This window comes from Peribacillus sp. TH27 (assembly GCF_016650915.1).
GTDB lineage: Bacteria > Bacillota > Bacilli > Bacillales > DSM-1321 > Peribacillus > Peribacillus butanolivorans.
The window spans coordinates 4,827,341-4,848,173 of sequence record NZ_JAEKEV010000002.1; the positions used below are offsets into that span (position 1 = coordinate 4,827,341).

Annotated in this window: 20 protein-coding genes and 1 other annotated feature; of the genes, 16 read left to right on the forward strand and 4 right to left on the reverse strand. The window is 41.4% G+C overall.

Translation table 11 applies throughout. The annotated features are described in order from the left end of the window. Position 1: 1 nt before the first annotated feature. Complete coding sequence (locus JFU24_RS24595) at positions 2–379, forward strand: GntR family transcriptional regulator (RefSeq protein WP_201185932.1); 378 nt, start codon at positions 2–4, stop codon at positions 377–379. Next, on the forward strand, positions 376–1,068 hold the full coding sequence (locus JFU24_RS24600; RefSeq protein ID WP_201250651.1) for an ABC transporter ATP-binding protein: 693 nt from the start codon (positions 376–378) through the stop codon (positions 1,066–1,068). Before JFU24_RS24595 ends, JFU24_RS24600 begins: the two co-directional genes overlap by 4 nt. Before the next feature lie 92 nt (positions 1,069–1,160). Here the strand turns inward: JFU24_RS24600 and JFU24_RS29800 are convergent, their stop codons facing one another. Next, positions 1,161–1,541 (reverse strand): hypothetical protein, encoded by a 381-nt coding sequence (locus JFU24_RS29800; RefSeq protein ID WP_207203222.1) that lies wholly within the window; start codon positions 1,539–1,541, stop codon positions 1,161–1,163. Between the two features lie 138 nt (positions 1,542–1,679). Here JFU24_RS29800 and JFU24_RS24610 point away from each other — a divergent pair, with 138 nt between their 5' ends. The 3 genes from JFU24_RS24610 (at position 1,680) to JFU24_RS24620 (ending at position 5,141) form a co-directional block, all read left to right on the forward strand. Next, complete coding sequence (locus JFU24_RS24610; protein ID WP_201250653.1) at positions 1,680–1,853, forward strand: hypothetical protein; 174 nt, start codon at positions 1,680–1,682, stop codon at positions 1,851–1,853. A gap of 184 nt (positions 1,854–2,037) precedes the next feature. Continuing rightward, positions 2,038–4,035, forward strand: a complete 1,998-nt coding sequence (locus tag JFU24_RS24615) for a hypothetical protein (protein ID WP_201250654.1) — start codon at positions 2,038–2,040, stop codon at positions 4,033–4,035. Between the two features lie 458 nt (positions 4,036–4,493). Then, positions 4,494–5,141 carry a hypothetical protein gene (locus JFU24_RS24620; RefSeq protein ID WP_056528496.1) on the forward strand — a complete coding sequence of 216 codons (648 nt, stop codon included), beginning with the start codon at positions 4,494–4,496 and terminating at the stop codon, positions 5,139–5,141. Positions 5,142–5,170: 29 nt separating this feature from the next. Here the strand turns inward: JFU24_RS24620 and JFU24_RS24625 are convergent, their stop codons facing one another. The 3 genes from JFU24_RS24625 to JFU24_RS24635 all read right to left on the reverse strand — a co-directional run bounded on the left by JFU24_RS24625 (position 5,171) and on the right by JFU24_RS24635 (position 7,793). Then, complete coding sequence (locus JFU24_RS24625; RefSeq protein ID WP_201223593.1) at positions 5,171–6,442, reverse strand: replication-associated recombination protein A; 1,272 nt, start codon at positions 6,440–6,442, stop codon at positions 5,171–5,173. 371 nt (positions 6,443–6,813) lie between these two features. Next, entirely contained in the window at positions 6,814–7,383 is a 570-nt protein-coding gene (locus JFU24_RS24630) for a hypothetical protein (protein WP_201185926.1), read from the reverse strand. Next, positions 7,347–7,793, reverse strand: a complete 447-nt coding sequence (locus JFU24_RS24635) for a nuclease-related domain-containing protein (protein ID WP_201185924.1) — start codon at positions 7,791–7,793, stop codon at positions 7,347–7,349. The genes JFU24_RS24630 and JFU24_RS24635 overlap by 37 nt, the downstream gene beginning before the upstream one ends. Before the next feature lie 493 nt (positions 7,794–8,286). Between JFU24_RS24635 and cymR the strand changes: the two genes are divergently transcribed. From cymR to alaS, 11 genes are all read left to right on the forward strand, one after another. After that, positions 8,287–8,706: a cysteine metabolism transcriptional regulator CymR gene (gene cymR / locus JFU24_RS24640; protein ID WP_053347061.1), complete on the forward strand. Its 420-nt coding sequence runs from the start codon at positions 8,287–8,289 to the stop codon at positions 8,704–8,706. A 60-nt stretch (positions 8,707–8,766) separates the two neighbouring features. Continuing rightward, a complete protein-coding gene (locus JFU24_RS24645; RefSeq protein WP_201250655.1) occupies positions 8,767–9,912 on the forward strand; it encodes an IscS subfamily cysteine desulfurase in 1,146 nt (381 codons plus the stop codon). A gap of 29 nt (positions 9,913–9,941) precedes the next feature. Further along, positions 9,942–11,057 (forward strand): tRNA 2-thiouridine(34) synthase MnmA, encoded by a 1,116-nt coding sequence (gene mnmA, locus JFU24_RS24650; protein ID WP_201250656.1) that lies wholly within the window; start codon positions 9,942–9,944, stop codon positions 11,055–11,057. A 123-nt stretch (positions 11,058–11,180) separates the two neighbouring features. Then, positions 11,181–11,846, forward strand: a complete 666-nt coding sequence (locus tag JFU24_RS24655; protein ID WP_201223599.1) for a tetratricopeptide repeat protein — start codon at positions 11,181–11,183, stop codon at positions 11,844–11,846. A 36-nt stretch (positions 11,847–11,882) separates the two neighbouring features. Continuing rightward, the gene (gene recD2, locus JFU24_RS24660; RefSeq protein WP_201250657.1) at positions 11,883–14,291 is read left to right on the forward strand and encodes an SF1B family DNA helicase RecD2; all 2,409 of its coding nucleotides are present in this window, start codon (positions 11,883–11,885) and stop codon (positions 14,289–14,291) included. A 119-nt stretch (positions 14,292–14,410) separates the two neighbouring features. After that, the gene (locus tag JFU24_RS24665) at positions 14,411–14,977 is read left to right on the forward strand and encodes a LemA family protein (protein WP_201185915.1); all 567 of its coding nucleotides are present in this window, start codon (positions 14,411–14,413) and stop codon (positions 14,975–14,977) included. After that, positions 14,977–15,738 (forward strand): TPM domain-containing protein, encoded by a 762-nt coding sequence (locus tag JFU24_RS24670; RefSeq protein WP_201250658.1) that lies wholly within the window; start codon positions 14,977–14,979, stop codon positions 15,736–15,738. The genes JFU24_RS24665 and JFU24_RS24670 overlap by 1 nt, the downstream gene beginning before the upstream one ends. 142 nt (positions 15,739–15,880) lie before the next feature. Next, entirely contained in the window at positions 15,881–16,339 is a 459-nt protein-coding gene (locus JFU24_RS24675) for a PRC-barrel domain-containing protein (RefSeq protein ID WP_201225122.1), read from the forward strand. Beyond that, positions 16,329–16,544, forward strand: coding sequence for a hypothetical protein (locus tag JFU24_RS24680; RefSeq protein WP_053348138.1), 216 nt, complete (start codon positions 16,329–16,331; stop codon positions 16,542–16,544). The genes JFU24_RS24675 and JFU24_RS24680 overlap by 11 nt, the downstream gene beginning before the upstream one ends. 216 nt (positions 16,545–16,760) lie before the next feature. Further along, positions 16,761–17,837 (forward strand): AI-2E family transporter, encoded by a 1,077-nt coding sequence (locus JFU24_RS24685; protein WP_201223601.1) that lies wholly within the window; start codon positions 16,761–16,763, stop codon positions 17,835–17,837. 29 nt (positions 17,838–17,866) lie between these two features. Continuing rightward, positions 17,867–18,085 (forward strand) — a binding site (T-box leader). 59 nt (positions 18,086–18,144) lie between these two features. Continuing rightward, positions 18,145–20,781, forward strand: a complete 2,637-nt coding sequence (alaS, locus tag JFU24_RS24690) for an alanine--tRNA ligase (RefSeq protein WP_201185909.1) — start codon at positions 18,145–18,147, stop codon at positions 20,779–20,781. Positions 20,782–20,833: the final 52 nt, after the last annotated feature.

Sequence of the window (20,833 nt, forward strand, 5' to 3'; positions counted from 1 at the left end):
GATGTCAGAGGATTTTCATGCATCAAAACCAATTTATTTACAAGTAGCCGATCGAATTTGTTATTCGATTGTGCGTGGAGAGATAAAAAGCGGCGAAAAACTGCCATCAGTTCGCGAAATGGCTGTTGAGATGGGGGTCAATCCGAATACGATTCAGCGTACCTACGCCGAGATTGAGAGGGATGGAATTGTGGAGACGAGAAGGGGGCAAGGTACATTCGTTAAAAATGATCCGGAGTTGATTGCTTCACTGCGTACCCGGATTCAAACAGAAGTTATTGAAACGTTCGTTGAAAACATGAAAGAAATCGGCTTGTCCAGAACAGAAATGTTGGCAGCAGTACAGCAATTTTTGATGAAGCAGGGGGAAGCAGAATGATAATTGAACTGCGTGAAATAACGAAAAAGTATGGAAGAGTCGTTGCCCTGGATAATGTTTCGCTCACGTTTGAAGTGGGGAAGATATACGGGGTGTTAGGAGCGAATGGAAGCGGTAAGTCGACCTTGCTCAAGCTGATTGCTGGTCTGGCGAAACCGGATCATGGTGTTGTGACGGTCGAAGGAGTGGCGGTGAGCAGGAGGATTGCCGCGGCAGTCTCTTATCTAACTGAGATTGATTTTTTCTATCCTAATTTTACGGTGGGTCAGTATATTGATTTTCATGCATCGCAGTTTGCTGATTTTAATCGGGATAAGGCAATCGAAATGCTGGCATTCATGAAGTTGGATGTCCGGAAGAAGGTACGCTCGCTGTCGAAAGGTAATCGGGGTCGGCTTAAATTAGTGCTCGCTCTGTCACGGGATGCTCCGGTCGTGCTATTAGATGAACCATTTTCAGGGTTGGATGTTATGGTCCGCGAGTCGATTGTACGTAGTTTGCTGTCTTATATCGATTTTGAAAAGCGAACGGTTATCATCACGACTCATGAAATCGAGGAAATCGAGAATATTCTAGATGAAGTCATTCTGATTAAGGATGGCCAGATCATGGCCAAGGAAAATGTCGAGGACCTCCGCGAAAGTAGTGGGAAATCGGTGGTCGGGTGGCTGAAGGGACATCATAGGTAAATATGAAGGGAAAATAATCATGTAGCTTCGGAAAAGTTTCCGAGGTTTTTTTGTTTGAAAAAGAGAAGGCCTTTGAATCTAATTAAAATAGATTACTTGAAAAATGGGCGGTTAAACAAAGTCCCTATTAGAAAGAAGGCGCATATATATGCAGTACGGATATCATTAAAGTATAAATAACTATTGGAGGCTAAAGGAAAAATGGCAATTTCAAATGAAAGTAATTCAACTGAAAACACATTAAACGAGAGTAGTTCGACTGAAAGCTCATCAAACGAGAGTAGTTCGACTGAAAGCTCATCAAACGAGAGTAGTTCGACTGAAAGCTCATCCGATGAAGGTGAGTGATTCTCGAGAAAATTCTTGATGAAGTCATTCTGATTAAGGATGGCCAGATCATCGCCAAGGAAAATGTCGAGGACCTCCGCGAAAGTAGTGGAAAATCGGTGGTCGGGTGGCTGAAGGGACATCATAGGTAAATTGTATGACTCCAAATTAGTATTTGGAGTTTTTTTTATTGTGAAAAAACGTATTGGTTGCATCTAAAAAAAACCAAGAGAATGCATCGAATAATAAAGGAAAGACCGATACCGTGAAAGTGAGTAGTTAAGGTGAACAACTCAAAAGGTGGTGTGTTTGCTAAATTAACGGTAAAGGGGAAAGGAGTGACATCTTCCATTAAGCAACTCGGTAAAAAATCAGGAAAGGTCTATGTGACAGTTACAAAATCTGGGCAAAAGGAAAGTGCCCGTGTGCTCATATATGAAGGAAAAATAATAATGTAGCTTCGGAAAAGTTTCCGAGGTTATTTTTTTGTTTGCAAGGAGAAAAGCGCTTGAATCTTTTCTAGGGGAACGAGGATTTACTTTAAAATGGGTGATTAGCAGAGTCCGTATTAGAAAGGAGGCGCATATATATGCAGTACGGATATCATTAAAGTATAAATAACTATTGGAGGCTAAAGGAAAAATGGCAGAGACTGTTAGTTTACCGTACCTTGAAGCTTTGAAAGGTAAATTTGTGAAAGTGTTTAAAGGCGGGCCGGATTCTAGAGAAGGCAAGCTATTAGAAGTGAAGGACGATTATATTATTCTTCAAACAGAAGATAATCAATTAGTTTATTATGCCAGTCAGTATTTGAAAATGGTAATCGGGCAAGCGAAAAAAGCAGGTGTTGATGTTTTAACGGTAGATGAAGCGCGTGTTTTTCCAAATACTTATTTGGGATTATTGGAAACACTTGTCGCTAGCTCCATTAAAGTGAATGGAGGAGGGCCAGAATCAAAGATTGGCCGGGTTTTAGATGCAAAAGAGGAGTTTTTAGTGTTATCCACCGAGAAGGACGGGCTTGTCGTATTCCCGTTATCAAACGTTAAAAATGTAACCATCTTGGAAAGCCAATCTAATGATGATTCATCTGAGGTTACCTTTTCGGGTGCAATTACACTTAATGACGTCCTATCCTTGCTTATCCACAACTGGGTTTCGATTAATACCGGCGGACCTGAAAAGGTAGGCGGAGTACTGGTTGAAGTGGCAGACGAGCACGTCATTGTTGTCAAAAATGAAGAAATATTTTATGTTACCACCGAACAAATCAAAGTTTTGTCCTTAGCAAAGGATGAGGATGAAAATAGTTCAAACAACGGCTCAACAGAAAACAGTAATTCAAATGAAGGATCAACAGAAAACAGTAATTCAAATGAAGGCACATCAGAAAACAGTAATTCAAATGAAGGATCAACAGAAAACAGTGATTCAAATCAGAACTCATCAGAAAACAGTAATTCAACAGAGAGCTCATCATACGAAAGTGATACAACAGAAAGCTCATCATACGAAAGTGATACAGAAGAAAGCTCATCATACGAAAGTGATACAGAAGAAAGCTCACCATACGAATGTGATACAGCTGAAAGCTCATCATACGAATGTGATACAACAGAGAGCTCATCATACGAAAGTGATACAACAGAAAGCTCATCATACGAATGTGATACAACAGAAAGCTCATCATACGAAAGTGACACAACTGAGAGTTCATCATACGAAAGTGGTACAGAAGAAAGCTCACCATACGAAAGTGGAACAACTGAAAGCTCAGAAGAAGAAGGTACAACAGAAAGCTCATCAGAAGAAGGCAATCCAACAGAAAGCCCATCAGAAGAAGGCAATCCAACAGAAAGCTCATCAGAAGAAAGCAATCCAACAGAAAGCCCATCAGAAGAAAGCAATCCAACAGAAAGCCCATCAGAAGAAGGTAATCCAACAGAAAGCTCATCAGAAGAAGGCAATCCAACAGAAAGTTCATCGGATGAAAGTAGTTCAAATGAAAGCTCATCAGAAGAAGGCAATCCAACAGAATGCTCATCAGAAGAAAGCAATCCAACAGAAAGCTCATCAGAAGAAGGTAATCCAACAGAAAGCTCATCAGAAGAAGGTAATCCAACAGAAAGCTCATCAGAAGAAGGCAATCCAACAGAAAGTTCATCAGAAGAAAGCAATTCAACAGAAAGCTCATCGGAAGAAGGCAATCCAACAGAAAGCTCATCGGAAGAAAGTAGTTCAACAGAAAGCTCATCGGAAGAAGGCAATCCAACAGAAAGCTCATCAGATGAAAGTAGTTCAATTGAAAGCTCATCGGAAGAAGGCAATGCAACTGAAAGCTCATCAGATGAAAGTAGTTCAACTGAAAGCTCATCAGAAGAAGGCAATTCAAATGAATGCCTTATCGAGGGATTTGGTACAATTGAATTCTCAACAGAAGAAAATAATTTAAATGAAAGTCCAGCTGAGGGTGAAGAGAGTGTCGGTCCTGAGGGTGAAGAGAATGTCGGTCTTGAGGGTGAAGAGAATGTCAGACCTGAGGGTCGTCGTCGTCGTGTAAATATATTTAAGCAAATGTGGCTTGAAAATATGATTAAAGCAGCGAATGGTACCTATAAATATAAAAAAGAAGAAGATTGACCATACAGGTACAGCAACCAACAAAGTTGTTGTGCCTTCTTATGAAAAGTGGACATGCCGCTAGTGCTCGTAATGGAAAATGTATTCTATTACTCTTAAAAGTGTAATCCTTTTACTGGTTACGAGGAGCGATTTTACTGCGGCTACAAGCGCGTCGATAGCAGTCCAAATTGGTCTAAATTAAATGCTGTAAAGATCATCGGGATAGAATTGAGAGATTGAAATGTTGTTTCTCACTGATGAAACCCTAACACAGTTATGACTAATTTCCGGAAAAAATTGGCCAAGCAAGGCAATTCAAATGTAATTTAGCTAAGTGTTCCGGTTACAAAATAAGAAAGGCTTAGTCTTAGTGTTTAACTGACAGTTTTACATCCTGCCTGTGGATGATTTGGACAAAATGGCTTATTGGTGGGATTTGAGTTTTTTAAACAATAAAATAGAAAGGTGGTCACAACTTGTTATCTAAAAATATTGGTCAGTATATTGAACTAGAACTCTCTGGAAATATTCAAGTAGTTGGGATTTTAATAGAAGCAAGTTCGGACATTATTGTCCTGTATACGGGAAAAGTGTACCGCTACATTCCATTAAGGCACATTAAAAATTTTTCCTTTCCAATAACGGATGAGGAGATTGAGATGGGGGTAGATCCAGAAATCAGTGAGACGTCGTTCCGCAAATTGTTGATGAACGCGAAGGGCATGTTTGTTGAAATTTTACTCGCTAAAACAAATCCGGTCTATGGCTATATCGTGGGCATTATGAATAACTACTTTGTCTTTTATTCACCTGTGTTTAAAACGATGTTCATCTCGATGGATCATTTAAAGTGGCTTACAGTTTGTGATGAAGAAAAAGGGCCGTACGGCTTGAACAAAAGTGAACAACTTCTTCAGGTCTCTACTTTAAGCTGGGCACGGACATTAGAGGAACAGTTAAAAAAGTTAACTAATAAACTGGTCGTGCTCAATTTAGGTAGGCATCCGATGGATATTGGGAAAATCAATCATCTGCAAGACAGCATCATTGAGATGGTGAATGCTCAAGGTGATACGGTTTTTGTCAATATGAGACATGTGAAAAGCTTTCATTTTCCTCAATGAAAAAACTCCGGGTCTGGTGTGATCCGGAGTTATTTCTTTTTCTCAATATTTTCATAGACCGAGGCAAGGGCTTGTTCAAATTTCCCGCTCTTTTTCGGTTTATAATATTTTTTGTTGCGGAGTTTGTTAGGTAAGTATTGCTGCTTCACCCAGCCGTTTTCGTAGTCATGCGGATATAGATAGTCGATGCCTCGGCCGAGATCTTTTGCCCCTTTGTAATGGGCATCCTTAAGATGGTCAGGAACGTCACCGCTATGGCCGCTGCGAATATCAGATAAGGCTGCGTCAATCGCGATATAGGCTGTGTTTGATTTCGGTGATAAGCACAGCTCGACAACTGAGTTGGCCAGTGGAATCCGGGCTTCTGGAAAACCGAGCCGTTCAGCGGCTTCAACTGCAGCGAGGGCTCGCGGGCCAGCCTGCGGATTAGCAAGACCAATGTCCTCATAAGCAATGACGACCAAACGGCGGGCAATGCTGACAAGGTCGCCGGCTTCCACCAAGCGCCCTAAATAATGAAGGGCAGCATTCACATCGCTGCCACGGATTGATTTTTGGAAAGCGGACAGGACGTCATAGTGAGCATCTCCATCCTTGTCATGTGAAAAGCTTTTTTTCTGCATGCATTCCTCGGCAATTTGTAAATCTATAATAATCGTTTCAGACTCGTCAGGTTCGGTGGAAATAACAGCAAGCTCTAGGGCGTTCAGAGCGCTGCGGACATCTCCGTTCGAAGCGGTCGCAAAATGCGTAAGGGCATCAATGCTGACCTCTGTTTTATATTGACCAAGTCCGCGCTCTTCATCATGAAGTGCACGTTCCAGGGCTTTTGTGATATCGCTGATTTCCAATGATTTGAGCTCGAAAATCTGGCACCGGCTACGGATTGCCGGATTGATTGCATGATAAGGATTACTAGTCGTCGCGCCAATTAAGGTAATCATCCCGTTTTCGAGATAAGGCAATAGGAAATCCTGTTTCGCTTTATCAAGGCGATGGACCTCGTCAAGCAGTAAAATCACTTTACCAGACATCTTCGCTTCTGCAGCGACGATCTCCATATCTTTCTTGTTATTGGTTACCGCGTTCAGCGTCCGGAACGCAAACTTCGTACTTCCGGCAATCGCACTAGCAATCGATGTCTTACCAATTCCAGGCGGACCATACAGAATCATTGAAGATAACTGCTTGGCTTTGACCATCCTTGCGATAATCTTTCCTTCACCGACCAGATGCTCCTGTCCAATGATTTCATCAATCGACCGAGGCCGCATCCGGAAAGCAAGCGGTTTAATATTCATTGCGCACCTCTCCTTTTTATATAAGGTATCACAAATAAAGGGTAAAATGCTCTGATTATGCTGTGAATCCAGTTGAATTAGTATTTAAATCGACCTTCAGTGAGAAAATTCGTCCGTGGGTCGGAATAATTCGACCTTCAGTGAATGAATTCGTCCGTGGGTCGGAATAAATCGACCTTCAGTGAGAAAATTCGTCCGTGGGTCGGAATAAATCGACCTTCAGGAAGAAAATTCGTCCGTGGTTCAAACTAAATCGACCTTCAGTGAATGAATTCGTCCGTTGATCAAACTAATTCGACCTTCAGGAAGTTAATCCGTCCGTTGAGCAAGTTAAATCGACCTTCAGGAAAATAATCTGTCCTTCACACCAATTATTTCGTCCTATCCTCAATAATCGAACGTAAAGAGTAAACTCTTCCTTTGGTGTGGCCAGAATGATTTAACTTTAATGAAGTTAATAATTTTTTTGCGCTGGATGGAGATTTGAGTTGGAGGAATTGCCGGAATTCGCTGTTGGTAATGGTAGGTTTAACGAGGCATACATAATCCTGAAGTGCGGAGATGTGGGCATCATGGGAAGAATGCAAACATATGCGGCAAATCCACTTTCTTAATCGCCTCTCCATAGAAAATGCATAGCATTTATGGCAGTACACTCCTGTTTGAAGGGCGTTAATAGGAATTCCATAACCTTCTAAAAGCTTTGGAATATAAGGTGTATGTTCGTCGAGCAATAAAGTAGATATTCTCTTCATATCTCTAGTTGAAAGGATTTTCTTTTTATATTTTTCTTTGAATTCTCCAATTTTTATAAGAATACTATCTTTACGTATCACTTTTCTATTAATATCTCTATTCTCAGCTCGTATTATAGTTGACGAATTGGCACTGACGACTAATGTTTCTACTGGAATGTTGATGATTTTTTTGATTTCAACCATTCTAACAGCTGTTGGCGCTGCCGATTCACTTGCAGAATTGGATCATCAAAAGCTTCCGTTTTTCCATCTGTATTTGTGCGGATAAGTTGATTGAATGTGTTGTCGAAATAGATTTCACCAGCCATGTTTTTCACTTCAATAATTAATAGAAAATAAGAAGTTAGAATAAGGATGTCCATTTGGAAGGGGAAGGGTAATCCGATTAGACGGAGGTCATGAAAGAGTAGATACTCTTTTTCAGGAAGGGCATTTAGAGTTGATAAGACTCTATATTCTCCGCTATATCCAGCTTTGATTTTTTTGATATCTAAGTTTAATATCGGTTGCCTAGCATGATCAGGTGGTAAGCGCCTCATTAGAGCTTCTATCATATGTACTTTTAAAGGTATCTCGCATTCTTTAATAATCATTTAACCACTCCTTATCGATATTTTAATAGAAATATTCTCTATTAATGATAGGTTTCCTGTATTTTTAGTGAAAATAAATGTGTCAAAGAACAGAACTTTCATTTTAAAAAATGAACGTTGGTTTTACAAAGAAGATAATTCGTCCTACATGTGGGATAATTCGTCCTTGAGAGAAGATAATTCGTCCGTCAGCGGAACAATTCGTCCTTGAGAGAAGATAATTCGTCCGTCAGCGGAACAATCGTCCTTGAGAGAAGATAATTCGTCCGTCAGCGGAATAATTCGTCCTTGAGAGAAGATAATTCGTCCGTCAGCGGAATAATTCGTCCTTGAGCTAAGATAATTCGTCCTTGAGCAATATATTTAACTCTTTTCCTACCTCTCCAATTAGGATAATTTGACAAATGAAGGGCGGGTGAATGCATTTCTAGTGGGAATATGCTATAATTTCAACAGAATTTATAAACGGATAAATAATATGAGGTGTATATTAATGAAGATATCTACTAAAGGCCGCTATGGTTTAACGATCATGATTGAGCTTGCTAAACATTATGGAGAAGGTCCGAAAAGTTTGAAATCGATTGCTCAGACGCATAGTTTGTCAGAGCATTACTTGGAGCAGCTGATTGCGCCACTTCGTAATGCAGGATTGGTGAAGAGTGTTCGTGGTGCATATGGTGGGTATGTCCTATCAAAAGATCCTCAGGAGATTACTTCTGGTGATGTCATTCGCGTATTGGAAGGACCGATTACTCCTGTTGAGGGAATTGAGGATGAAGAGCCGGTAAAACGTCAGCTTTGGATTCGGATTCGTGATGCTGTGAAGGATGTATTGGATAATACTACGTTGATGGATTTGGCGAACTACAAGGATACTGGTGAAATCAATTCTTATATGTATTATATTTAAGTGATTAGCAACGCGCCTATTATATAGGCGCTTGCGTTTTTTAATGGAGGCGACAAAAAAGTGAACAGAATATATTTAGATCATGCTGCGACTTCACCGATGCATCCGAATGTGATTGATAAGATGATGACAGTCATGAGCCATGACTTTGGTAATCCGTCTAGTATTCATGCGTTCGGGCGGGAAGCGCGCCATGTTTTAGATGAAGCGCGTTTAAGTATTGCCACAAGTATCGGGGCCGGGCGGAATGAAATTATTTTTACGAGCGGTGGAACAGAAGCAGATAATACGGCGATCATTGGGGTTGCGAATGCGTATAAAGAAAAGGGAAAGCATATCATTACGACAGAGATTGAGCACCATGCAGTATTGCATACATGCCAATTCCTTGAGAAGTCTGGCTTTGAGGTCACATATTTACCTGTGAATGAAGCGGGGCTTATTTCACTTGCCGATTTAAAAGCGGCATTGCGGGACGATACAATTTTGGTTTCGGTTATGTTTGGTAATAACGAAGTTGGGACTATCCAGCCGATTGCTGAAATCGGACAACTGCTTAAGGATCATCAAGCCTTTTTCCATACTGATGCGGTACAGGCATATGGACTGATTCATATTGATGTCCGCGAGTTGGGCGTGGATTTGCTGAGTGTATCAGCGCATAAAATCAACGGACCAAAAGGAATCGGCTTTTTATATATACGCGAAGGGTTAAAGCTGAATCCCCATTTATATGGCGGAGAACAGGAGCGTAAACGCCGAGCTGGTACGGAAAGTGTGCCGGCAATTGCTGGCTTTGCCGAATCGGTTTGGATTGCTCAAAGCATGATGGATAAGAAAACGGAGCAATACTTGCAATTTAAAGACGTATTGCTTGCCGTCTTTGACGAGGCGGATGTACAATATGAAATTAACGGATCTATGGAGCAGTCGCTGCCACATGTGCTGAATGTTAGTTTTCCGGGTACGAATGTTGAATCGATGCTCGTTAATCTGGACTTGGCCGGTGTTGCGGTATCAAGTGGATCTGCTTGTACAGCTGGGTCAATTGAACCGTCGCATGTGCTCGTAGCGATGTTTGGAAAAGGTTCGGAGCGGACGAAGAATTCGATTCGTTTCAGCTTCGGTCTGAACAACACCGAACAGGAAGTTAGGCAGGCTGCTGAAACAACCGTGAAGATCGTTAAAAGATTGGTACAACAATAATTTTTTCTTTAAATAAATGAGGTGACAGAATGAATAAAGCACCACAAGACACCCGCGTCGTCGTTGGGATGTCAGGAGGCGTCGATTCTTCTGTATCAGCCCTGCTATTGAAAAATCAAGGCTACGACGTAGTTGGGATTTTCATGAAAAACTGGGACGATACAGATGAAAACGGAGTCTGTACAGCAACGGAAGATTACAATGATGTGATTGCCGTTTGTAATCAAATCGGTATCCCTTATTATGCAGTCAACTTTGAAAAGCAATATTGGGATAAAGTTTTTACGTATTTCTTGGATGAGTACAAAGCAGGCCGTACGCCGAATCCGGACGTAATGTGTAACAAGGAAATTAAGTTCAAGGCATTCCTTGAGCATGCGGTAAGCCTTGGTGCTGACTATGTAGCGACAGGTCATTACGCACAGGTTGAATACAGAGATGGCGAATATAAAATGCTTCGCGGTGTCGATAATAATAAAGATCAAACGTACTTCTTGAACCAGCTTACTCAAGAACAATTGGAAAAAGTCATGTTCCCACTTGGTCACATTGATAAGAAGGAAGTTCGTGAAATTGCGAAAGAAGCGGGTCTTGCAACGGCAACGAAAAAAGATTCAACCGGTATTTGTTTTATCGGGGAACGCAATTTCAAAGAATTTTTAAGCAATTATCTTCCAGCACAACCGGGTGATATGGTTACGATGGAAGGCAAGGTAATGGGTAAGCATGACGGTTTGATGTATTACACAATCGGGCAACGTCACGGTCTAGGTATTGGCGGCAGCGGCGAGCCTTGGTTCGTTGCGGGAAAAGACTTGAAGCGCAATGTTTTATATGTGTGTCAAGGCTTTGATAACGATGTGCTTTATTCCAATTCCCTGAATGCTGTGAATGTCAGTTGGGTAGCGGAACATAAACCTGCAGCGGAATTTACGTGTACGGCAAAATTCCGGTACCGTCAAGAGGACAGCGGCGTTACGGTGAAAGTATTGGAAAGTGGCGATGTCGAAGTCATATTTGACGAGCCAATCCGCGCGATTACACCTGGACAAGCAGTCGTTTTCTATGATGGTGACATATGCCTAGGTGGCGGTACGATTGATGAAGTATTTAAAAAAGGTGAAAAACTGACTTACGTAGGGTAAAATAATCATGTCCCCAGCTGTGTTTGCGGTTGGGGACTTCTTTTGGATTGTGAACAGCATCGTCTGAATTACACTGCTAGCTTATGCTATACTTTTTAATATAAAAATGGAGCGTGAATGATCATGGATAAAAATCAACAAGGTATTGAGTTTATGCAACAAGGAAAATACGAAGAAGCGGCTAAAGTTTTTAATGAGGCTATAGAAGAAAACCCGAAGGAGCCGGTTGCATACATAAACTTTGGAAATGTACTTACAGCTGTCGGTGAAACGGAAAAAGCCATCAAGTTTTATAAAAAGGCGATTGAGCTTGATGAAAATGCAGCGGCAGCTTATTATTCGCTAGGGAACTTATACTACGAATTAGATTCTAAATTAGTCGAAGCGAAAGATATGTTTGAAAAAGCAATCCGTTTGGGTCTTGAGAACAGCGATGCTTACTTTATGCTTGGATTGACGTTGATGGCGTTAGATCAACCGAAATTGGCTATGCCTTATTTACAGAGAACGGTGGAATTGAGTCCTGAGGATGTGGATGCAAGGTTCCAGTATGCGCTTTGCCTAGCAAATGCGGAACTGTATGATGAATTGATCAATCAATTGAATTTAGTGGTTGAACAGGATCCAGACCATGCGGATGCTTATTATAATTTAGGGGTTGCGTTTGCAGGGTACCGTGAAGATCCGCAAGCTGCGATAACATATTTTGAAAAAGCATTGGAAGCACAGCCAGACCATATGTTGGCGGCACACGGTAAGAAATTGATGGAAGAAATGAATGCTGAATAAATAGACGACATATGTATGGAAGGGTGGGGAGAAGCGTTGAGCCAGCAAGATTCGATGGATTTGTTTGCAGAAGAGAAAATGTTTATGAAAGGAAGTCATTTAGTGACGATCTTTCATAATGAAGAAAATATGTACTCGGTTGTAAGAATCCGTGTGAATGAAACGAATTTGAACTATGACGAGAAGGAAGCGGTCGTCACGGGTTATTTTCCGAGGATGCATGAGGATGAGACGTATATTTTTTATGGAGCAATGAAAGAGCACCAACGTTTTGGTCTTCAATTTCATGTCGAGCATTTTCGAAAGGATTTGCCCCAATCCAAGGAAGGAATCGTCAGTTATTTATCTGGTGAACTGTTCAAAGGTATTGGGAAAAAAACAGCCGAAAGCATTGTCGAAACACTCGGGGAGAAGGCAATTTCTAAAATTCTGGCTCAGCCTTCCATACTTGATGATATTCCGAAGCTATCCGGGGAAAAGGCGAAGAGTCTCTATGATACTTTAGTCGAACATCAAGGTCTGGAACAGGTAATGATTGCTCTTAATCAATATGGCTTTGGTCCACAGCTGTCTATGAAGATTTATCAAATGTATAAGCATGATACAATCACCATGGTTCAGGGAAATCCATATAAGCTTGTGGAGGATATCGAAGGAATTGGTTTTGGGCGAGCGGATGAGCTTGGGCATCAGCTCGGCATTTCCGGTAACCATCCTGATCGTATCAAGGCTGCGTGCTTATATACACTAGAATCACAATGTCTGCAGGATGGAAATATCTACATAGAAGCTGAGCAGCTGTTGGAAGCTGTCAAGCGGCTGCTTGAGGAGAATAAGCGCGATCGAATTGAGTTCACAAACATTTCCTCGGAAATAATCGAATTAACGGAGGCGGGGAAAATCGTTGTCGAAGATCAACGAATTTACCTGCCATCTCTTTACTATTCTGAAAAGGGAATTGTTATGAACATCAAGCGGATGCTAGCACAAACTGAGTATGAAGACCAGTTCCCAGAATCGGAATTTTTACTGGCACTTGGTAAGCTGGAAGAGCGTCTAAATGTTTCCTATGCCTCAGCTCAAAAAGAGGCGATACAAACAGCCCTGCAGTCGCCTATGTTGATTTTGACGGGTGGACCTGGTACGGGGAAGACAACGGTTATCAAAGGGATTGTCGAGTTATATGCCGAACTTCATGGTGTATCTATGGACATTAACGATTATAAAAAAGAGGGCAGCGATCCGTTCCCATTTGTGCTTGCGGCACCTACTGGACGTGCAGCGAAACGCATGGCTGAATCGACGGGTCTTCCCGCTGTTACGATTCACCGCTTGCTCGGATGGAACGGAAGTGAAGGCTTTTCCCATGATGAAGATAATCAGTTAGAAGGCCGCATTGTCATTATTGATGAGGTTTCTATGGTGGATACGTGGTTAGCTCATCAATTGTTTAAAGCTTTGCCGGAAAATTGCCAAGTGATTTTAGTTGGTGATGAAGATCAGCTGCCTTCAGTCGGACCGGGACAGGTGCTAAAGGATTTGCTTGCTTCGAATTGTGTGCCGACTGTCAGTCTTGAGCATATTTATCGTCAAGCGGATGGTTCATCAATCATTGAACTGGCCCATGATATAAAAAAAGGCCGGCTTCCAAATGATGTTACGAAGCAGCAGGAAGATCGATCGTTCATTCGCTGTAAGACTGACCAAATCGCTCAGGTTATTGAGAAAGTTGTTGCGAATGCCAGGACGAAGGGCTTCACTGCCAAAGATATTCAAGTGCTGGCCCCAATGTATAGAGGACCTGCCGGGATTGATGCGTTGAATAAAATGCTGCAAGAAGTGTTTAATAGCAATGTGAATGAAAAGCGGAGGGAAATCAAGTTTGGAGACGTGATCTACCGAACGGGAGACAAAGTGCTTCAACTGGTGAACCAGCCGGAAGAAGGCGTCTTTAACGGTGATATGGGTGAAATCGTATCAATTTTGTTTGCGAAGGAAAATACTGATCATGTCGATAAGATCATTATATCGTTTGAAGGCATTGAAGTAACTTACACGAAGCAGGATTTGAACCAGATTACCCACGCGTATTGCTGTTCAATCCATAAATCGCAGGGAAGCGAGTTTCCCATTGTGATTTTGCCTGTTGTAAAAAGTTATTATCGGATGCTCCGACGTAATCTATTGTATACAGCGATTACCCGAAGCAAGAATTTCTTGATACTTTGTGGTGAAGAAGATGCTTTCCGTTTAGGTATCGAGCGCAATGATGAAATGCGCCGGAAAACTACATTACTTGAAAAACTTCGTGAAACTTTGAATGATGAAGAAATGCCAGCCGAATCTGCAGAGTTGCCATTGCAAGAGGAAAGTTATTTTGACATACTGATGCATGAAGATCCGATGATTGGGATGGGTAATGTCACACCTTATGATTTTATGTAGGTGGAGATTAATGTCTGGTTCTTTACCTGGTTTGGATAAATTTTGTTTAAAATTCATAGTTTTAGTGGAACTAATATAAAATATAGTTTATATGTGCAGAAAGAGTAAGGAGGATTTGGATGAAAAAGGGATGGATTATAGGATTAGTTGTTGTCGTTTTAATTGTCATATATGGGGTTTCTTCTTACAATGGTCTTGTAAGTGCCAATGAAGACGTCGACAATAAGTGGTCACAGGTAGATAACCAATTAAAACGAAGAGCAGATTTGATTCCGAATCTTGTGGAAACGGTAAAAGGTTATGCGTCGCACGAAACTGAAGCCATTAAAGCGGTCAGTGATGCACGTTCAAAGTTGGCAGGTGCTAATTCAACAGAAGATGCCATTAATGCAGATCAAGAACTGAGTGGGGCGTTAAGCCGCCTTTTGGTGGTCGTCGAGAACTATCCGGATTTGAAAGCCAATGAGAACTTTAAGGGCCTTATGGATAGTTTAGAAGGAACAGAAAATAGATTGACCGTCGCAAGAAAAGACTATAATGACGAAGTAACCACGTATAACAAGACCATTAAACGGTTTCCAAAGAATATGATGGCTAGCGCATTTGGGTTCGATGTAAAACCATATTTTGAAGTGACTGATCAAGAAAAAGAAACGCCGAAAGTTGATTTCGGGAGCGATAAATAATGAAAAAACTCGCTGTGTTTGCGCTATTTTTTATTTTCACTTTCAATTTAGCAAACGTAGTCGCAGCAGAACCTAACATTCCGAAACCTGTTGGAGATATTTATGTCCAGGATTTTGCTGGAGTCCTCGATGATCAGGAAAAATCAGAGCTTATAGAATTGGGAAAACGATTAGATGATGCTACAAAAGCACAAATCTCTGTTTTGACCGTTGACTCAATGGAAGGCTCTGAAATAGAGGAATACTCGGTCGAAGCATTTAGGAAATTCAAGCTCGGGGATGCAGAGCTAAATAACGGAGTCCTCATTGTTCTGGCCGAAGAGGAGCAGAAAATCCGGATTGAAGTGGGGTACGGGTTAGAAGGTGCCATTACTGATATAAAATCAGGACAGATTTTGGACAATGTGGCAATCCCTCAGCTGAAAGAAGGTAATTACAATCTTGCTCTGACTGAAACCTATAAGGCTGTTTATAACGAGGTCACCGAGGAATATAATTTAGGTGACGAGTTTTATCAAGATCTTTCCGTTCAGACAGATACAGGAACTTTTAAGCCATCAGGTTTACAGATTTTTCTCATCATCGTTGTGGTCATCATTTTGTTCATCCTCGATGCCAAATTGTTTAACGGATTTTTCCTTCAAATTATCATCAATATCCTATTGATGTTCATTAGTCGCGGAGGCGGAGGTGGAGGCGGAGGCTCACGAGGCGGTGGCGGAGGAAGCTCCGGTGGCGGAGGTTCTAGCCGTGGATGGTAAGGTAGATTTGACCGGGAAACCGGTCTTTTTTTTATGCCTGAAACTTTAGTTTTCTAAGATGATTCAACAATGGAAAACCTTTCAGCACATCTATTTACGAGATGAAAGAAATAATAAAAATGTTCGGAAAGGCGGGATGACCTTGCGGACGTTTTCTGTATTGAAAGGAATGCCGGTTTTTACTATCAAAGGAGAAAGAATCGGCACGGTCCATGATTTATCTATTTCTGAAGCGGGTCAGGTAACAGGTTTGGTCATTCATCAACAAGCATTGTTTAAGAGATCTTTTCATTTGACTCTGGACGATATTTCTTCATATGGTCCGGATGGGATTGTCATCATACAACAGGAGTCAACCCCAAAGAAGGTGCCTGATAATTCCATCTGGCTAACAAAGGATGAAGTATTGGGACGAATGCTTCTTTCAGAAATGGGCGAGGAGCTCGGTTTACTGCAGGATGTATATTTTAGGGAAAAAATGGGCACGATTATAGCGTATGAAACAACAGATGGTTTTTTCTCAGAGACGACAGTGATTGAATCTAAACAGCCGCCTACATTAGGGAAGGATACCATCATTGTTTCAGTTTATGAACAGTGAGGTGTCCATTTTGGAAATAAATTGTCCGAATTGCCGCAGTAAAGATGTTGGGAAGATTGGTGTAAATCAATATTATTGTTGGAATTGTTTTATTGAAATGACCATTTCTGAGGGAATCATTAATACGCACCAGGTCGAAGAAGATGGAAGTTTAAGCTCATTAGACGACTTGTTTGAGGAAAATGACCGCCGCTTCAGCATGTAATTAACGGAAGAGGTGCTTGCAATGGCTAGACGTTCACGTAATGGTCTTATGAACATGATGAACACAAAAATGATTAACCGAAGTATCAAAAAAATACGCAAAAGAATAAAATCATTACTTTAAAGGGAATGGGTGTCCTGATGCTAAGGGCACTCTTTTTTATGTATGAAAACCTCTCACCTTTCGAAGAATAAACGAGCGGGAGGTGTAGATTTTGTGAGTATTCGTCTCAAGTGGTTTTATAGGCTTGGTTTTTTATTGCTCTTATTTTTTGTTATATATATTTTTATGAAACTGAAGCCTATGTGGGGACCGGCTGTAACTATAAGTGTAACAGTACTGCTGCCTTTTCTCATTGGTGCATTCATCAGTTATTTATTGCACCCTGTTGTGGAATTTTTAAATAAGAAAGGTATGCATCGCTGGCTTTCGATTACAATCATTTACTTGCTGTTTTTTGGAGGCATTGGATTTGCGGTTTATAAAGGCATTCCGGTGATGGTTAGTCAGGTGCGTGAGCTGTCAGAAAGTGTTCCTGAGCTGGTCGAGCAGTATCAAGGCAGGGTAGACAGGCTCAATCATCAAACGGCGGCCTGGCCTTTCGGGATACATGAAAGGTTTGAAGAAGGGGTCGTTCTTTTCGAAGGCTGGCTAAAAGGTATGCCGGAAAAAGCAATGGAGTATGCGATGAAGCTGTTTGATTTTGTTGTTCTGATTGCGCTTATTCCCTTCATTGCTTTTTATATCCTGAAAGACTTTGCTGCGTTAAAAAAAATGGCCTGGTATATGACCCCGAAAAAATGGCGCAAGCAGGGACGTGCATTCGTACGGGATGTTGACGCTTCCCTAGGTGGGTATATCCGCGGGCAAATTATCGTCTGTGTTGCAATTGGAGTGATCTCATCCATTCTTTTTTGGATAGTCGGAATGCAATATCCGTTGTTGTTAGGAGCGATTATCGGAATAACCAATGTCATACCGTATTTTGGACCGATTATCGGGGCCATTCCTGCGGTTATAATTGCCGCCACAATATCTGTGAAAATGGTGATGATTATAATAGTTATCGTGCTTGTGCTTCAATTTCTTGAGGGGAATATTCTGTCACCTCTTATTGTCGGGAAAAGCCTCCATATGCACCCACTTTTCATCATGCTTGCATTGGTAGCTGGAGGTGAAATAGGCGGGATTACGGGAATGGTACTTTCAATCCCTATCTTGGCTGTACTGAAAGTTTTTGTGCTTCATGCCCGTGTTCACTTCAGAAAGAGGCCGCCCCTTATTGACAAATAAAAGTCTTGTGAATATAATCCATTACATAAGATAATTCGTTGAAGGATGAAGTATGCTGAAGTCCATCTAAAAGAGAGGGGTCCCCCTGGCTGAAAGGGACTTCAAGGTGAAGAGCAGCAGAAAGCTAGTCCGGAGAGCAGCTAATACCTGCCGTCATGCCGCGTTAAGGCTTTTATGAAGGTGATGGACGAAGGCTTTTTCTACGTCCATAATCAGGGTGGTACCGCGAGTTAACTCTCGTCCCTGTTTTTGGGATGGGAGTTTTTTGTGTGCTCAAAATTACATAATTTTAAAGGAGGATATATAGATGAAGTATTTAACTGGTGCTCAAATCCGCCAAATGTATTTAGATTTTTTTAGTGAAAAAGGCCATAACATTGAACCAAGTGCGTCATTGGTTCCTCATGAAGATCCATCATTGCTATGGATTAACTCTGGGGTAGCAACGTTAAAGAAATATTTTGATGGACGGGTGATCCCTGAAAATCCAAGAATTACAAATGCACAAAAAGCAATTCGTACAAACGATATTGAAAACGTGGGGAAAACTGCGCGTCATCATACGTTTTTCGAAATGCTTGGTAACTTCTCAATTGGTGAATACTTCAAAGAAGAAGCAATCACATGGGCATGGGAATTTTTGACCGACGAAAAATGGATTGGCTTTGACAAAGAGAAATTAGCGGTGACAATCCACCCGGAAGATGACGAAGCATTTGAGCTTTGGAATAAAAAAATCGGTGTTCCTGCTGAAAGAATCATTCGTTTGGAAGAGAATTTCTGGGACATCGGTGAAGGTCCAAGTGGCCCGAATACGGAGATTTTCTATGACCGTGGCCCAGAATATGGTGATGACCCGAATGATCCAGAACTATATCCAGGTGGCGAAAATGAACGGCATTTAGAGGTTTGGAACCTTGTGTTCTCTCAATTTAACCATAATCCTGACGGTTCTTATACACCGCTTCCGAAGAAAAATATTGATACAGGCATGGGTCTAGAACGTATGGCTTCAGTCGTGCAAAATGTGGCGACAAACTATGATACAGACCTGTTCATCCCAATTATTAGAGCTGTTGAAGAAATTTCTGATGTGAAATATGGTGTCGATGTAGAAAAAGATGTGGCATTTAAAGTCATTGCCGACCATATACGTACAGTAGCATTTGCTGTTGGAGACGGAGCACTTCCATCCAATGAAGGTCGCGGCTATGTGCTACGTCGCCTACTTCGTAGAGCGGTTCGTTATGCGAAGCAAATCAACATTAACCGTCCATTCATGTTCGAGCTTGTGACAGTGGTTGGTGAAATCATGAAAGATTTCTACCCAGAAGTTCTCGTTAATAAAGAATTCATTGCGAAAGTAATCAAGAATGAAGAGGAACGGTTCCATGAAACGCTTCATGATGGACTAGCTATTCTTTCTGAAGTCATCAAAAAAGAAAAAGAAAAAGGCGGCACAGTCATTCCAGGTAGCGATGCATTCCGTTTGTATGACACATACGGCTTCCCAATCGAATTAACGGAAGAATATGCGGAAGAAGAAGGCATGACGATTGATCAATCTGGCTTCGAAAAAGAAATGGAAGCACAGCGTGAACGTGCTCGCTCTGCTCGTCAAGATGTGGATTCCATGCAGATTCAAGGTGGAGTATTAGGCGACATTAAAGTTGGAAGTGAATTTGTCGGATATGATCAGGTGGCAGTTGATGCAAAAGTTGCGGCAATCGTGAAAAATGGCGAGCTTGTAACAGAAGCGCAAGAAGGCGAAGAAGTTCAGGTGATTCTGAACCAAACACCTTTCTATGCAGAAAGCGGCGGACAAATAGCTGATAAAGGAACGATGGCTAGTGAATCCGTTAAAGTGAATGTACATGATGTTCAAAAAGCACCAAATGGCCAAAACCTGCACCGTGTAACTGTTGTAGCCGGTACTTTGACTACAGACACTGAAATTGTTGCTGCGGTAGATCAAGAAAACCGCATCCATATTACGAAAAATCATACGGCGACACATCTTTTACATCAAGCCTTGAAAGATGTACTAGGAACACATGTTAACCAAGCTGGTTCACTGGTACAAGCTGAGCGTCTTCGTTTTGACTTCTCTCACTTCGGTCAGATTACAGCAGAAGAGATTGAACAGATTGAAACGATTGTAAATGAAAAAATTTGGCAAAGCTTACAAGTGAATACGGATTATAAAAACATTGAAGAAGCAAAAGCAATGGGCGCGATGGCCTTGTTCGGCGAAAAATACGGCAAGATAGTCCGTGTCGTTCAAATTGGCGATTATAGTCTTGAGCTTTGCGGCGGTGTTCACGTCCCGAATACAGCGGTAATCGGCTTGTTCAAAATTGTTTCTGAAAGCGGCATCGGTGCGGGTACACGCAGGATCGAAGCAGTAACAGGAGCAGGAGCATACAAATTGATGACGGACCAAATCGGTGTATTAAAAGACGCAGCTGCTAAATTGAAAACAAACTTGAAAGATGTACCTTCAAGAATTGAAACAGTTTTAGCGGAAGTGAAAGATCTTCATCGTGAAAATGAAAGCTTGACTGCAAAATTAAGTAATATTGAAGCAGGAAGCCTTGTTTCTAACGTAAAAGAAATTAATGGTGTACAAGTATTAGTGGCAAAAGTTCAAGCTACTGACATGAATAATCTGCGTGCTATGGCAGATGATTTGAAACAAAAGCTTGATTCTGTCATTATCGTATTAGGATCGGCTCAAGGCGATAAAGTCAATTTGATTGCCGGAGTTACGAAGGATTATATCGAACGCGGTTTCCATGCCGGTAAATTAATTAAAGAAGTCGCATCTCGTTGCGGTGGAGGCGGCGGCGGCCGACCAGATATGGCACAAGCCGGTGGAAAAGACCCAGAAAAATTGGATGCAGCACTTAATTTTGTTGAAGAATGGGTCTTAACGATTTCATAATCAATGAAAAGTGTTGTACAATGAAGATAATAATGGATTCTGGACGCTGAGG

Bases quoted from the DNA above. Each gene is read 5' to 3' on its own strand.
- JFU24_RS24595 (WP_201185932.1), top strand. From the start codon at position 2: ATGTCAGAGGATTTTCATGCATCAAAACCAATTTATTTACAAGTAGCC.
- JFU24_RS24600 (WP_201250651.1), top strand. From the start codon at position 376: ATGATAATTGAACTGCGTGAAATAACGAAAAAGTATGGAAGAGTCGTT.
- JFU24_RS29800 (WP_207203222.1), bottom strand. From the start codon at position 1,541: ATGATGTCCCTTCAGCCACCCGACCACCGATTTTCCACTACTTTCGCG.
- JFU24_RS24615 (WP_201250654.1), top strand. From the start codon at position 2,038: ATGGCAGAGACTGTTAGTTTACCGTACCTTGAAGCTTTGAAAGGTAAA.
- JFU24_RS24625 (WP_201223593.1), bottom strand. From the start codon at position 6,442: ATGAATATTAAACCGCTTGCTTTCCGGATGCGGCCTCGGTCGATTGAT.
- JFU24_RS24630 (WP_201185926.1), bottom strand. From the start codon at position 7,383: ATGGTTGAAATCAAAAAAATCATCAACATTCCAGTAGAAACATTAGTC.
- JFU24_RS24635 (WP_201185924.1), bottom strand. From the start codon at position 7,793: ATGATTATTAAAGAATGCGAGATACCTTTAAAAGTACATATGATAGAA.
- cymR (WP_053347061.1), top strand. From the start codon at position 8,287: ATGAAGATATCTACTAAAGGCCGCTATGGTTTAACGATCATGATTGAG.
- mnmA (WP_201250656.1), top strand. From the start codon at position 9,942: ATGAATAAAGCACCACAAGACACCCGCGTCGTCGTTGGGATGTCAGGA.
- JFU24_RS24655 (WP_201223599.1), top strand. From the start codon at position 11,181: ATGGATAAAAATCAACAAGGTATTGAGTTTATGCAACAAGGAAAATAC.
- JFU24_RS24665 (WP_201185915.1), top strand. From the start codon at position 14,411: ATGAAAAAGGGATGGATTATAGGATTAGTTGTTGTCGTTTTAATTGTC.
- JFU24_RS24670 (WP_201250658.1), top strand. From the start codon at position 14,977: ATGAAAAAACTCGCTGTGTTTGCGCTATTTTTTATTTTCACTTTCAAT.
- JFU24_RS24680 (WP_053348138.1), top strand. From the start codon at position 16,329: ATGAACAGTGAGGTGTCCATTTTGGAAATAAATTGTCCGAATTGCCGC.
- alaS (WP_201185909.1), top strand. From the start codon at position 18,145: ATGAAGTATTTAACTGGTGCTCAAATCCGCCAAATGTATTTAGATTTT.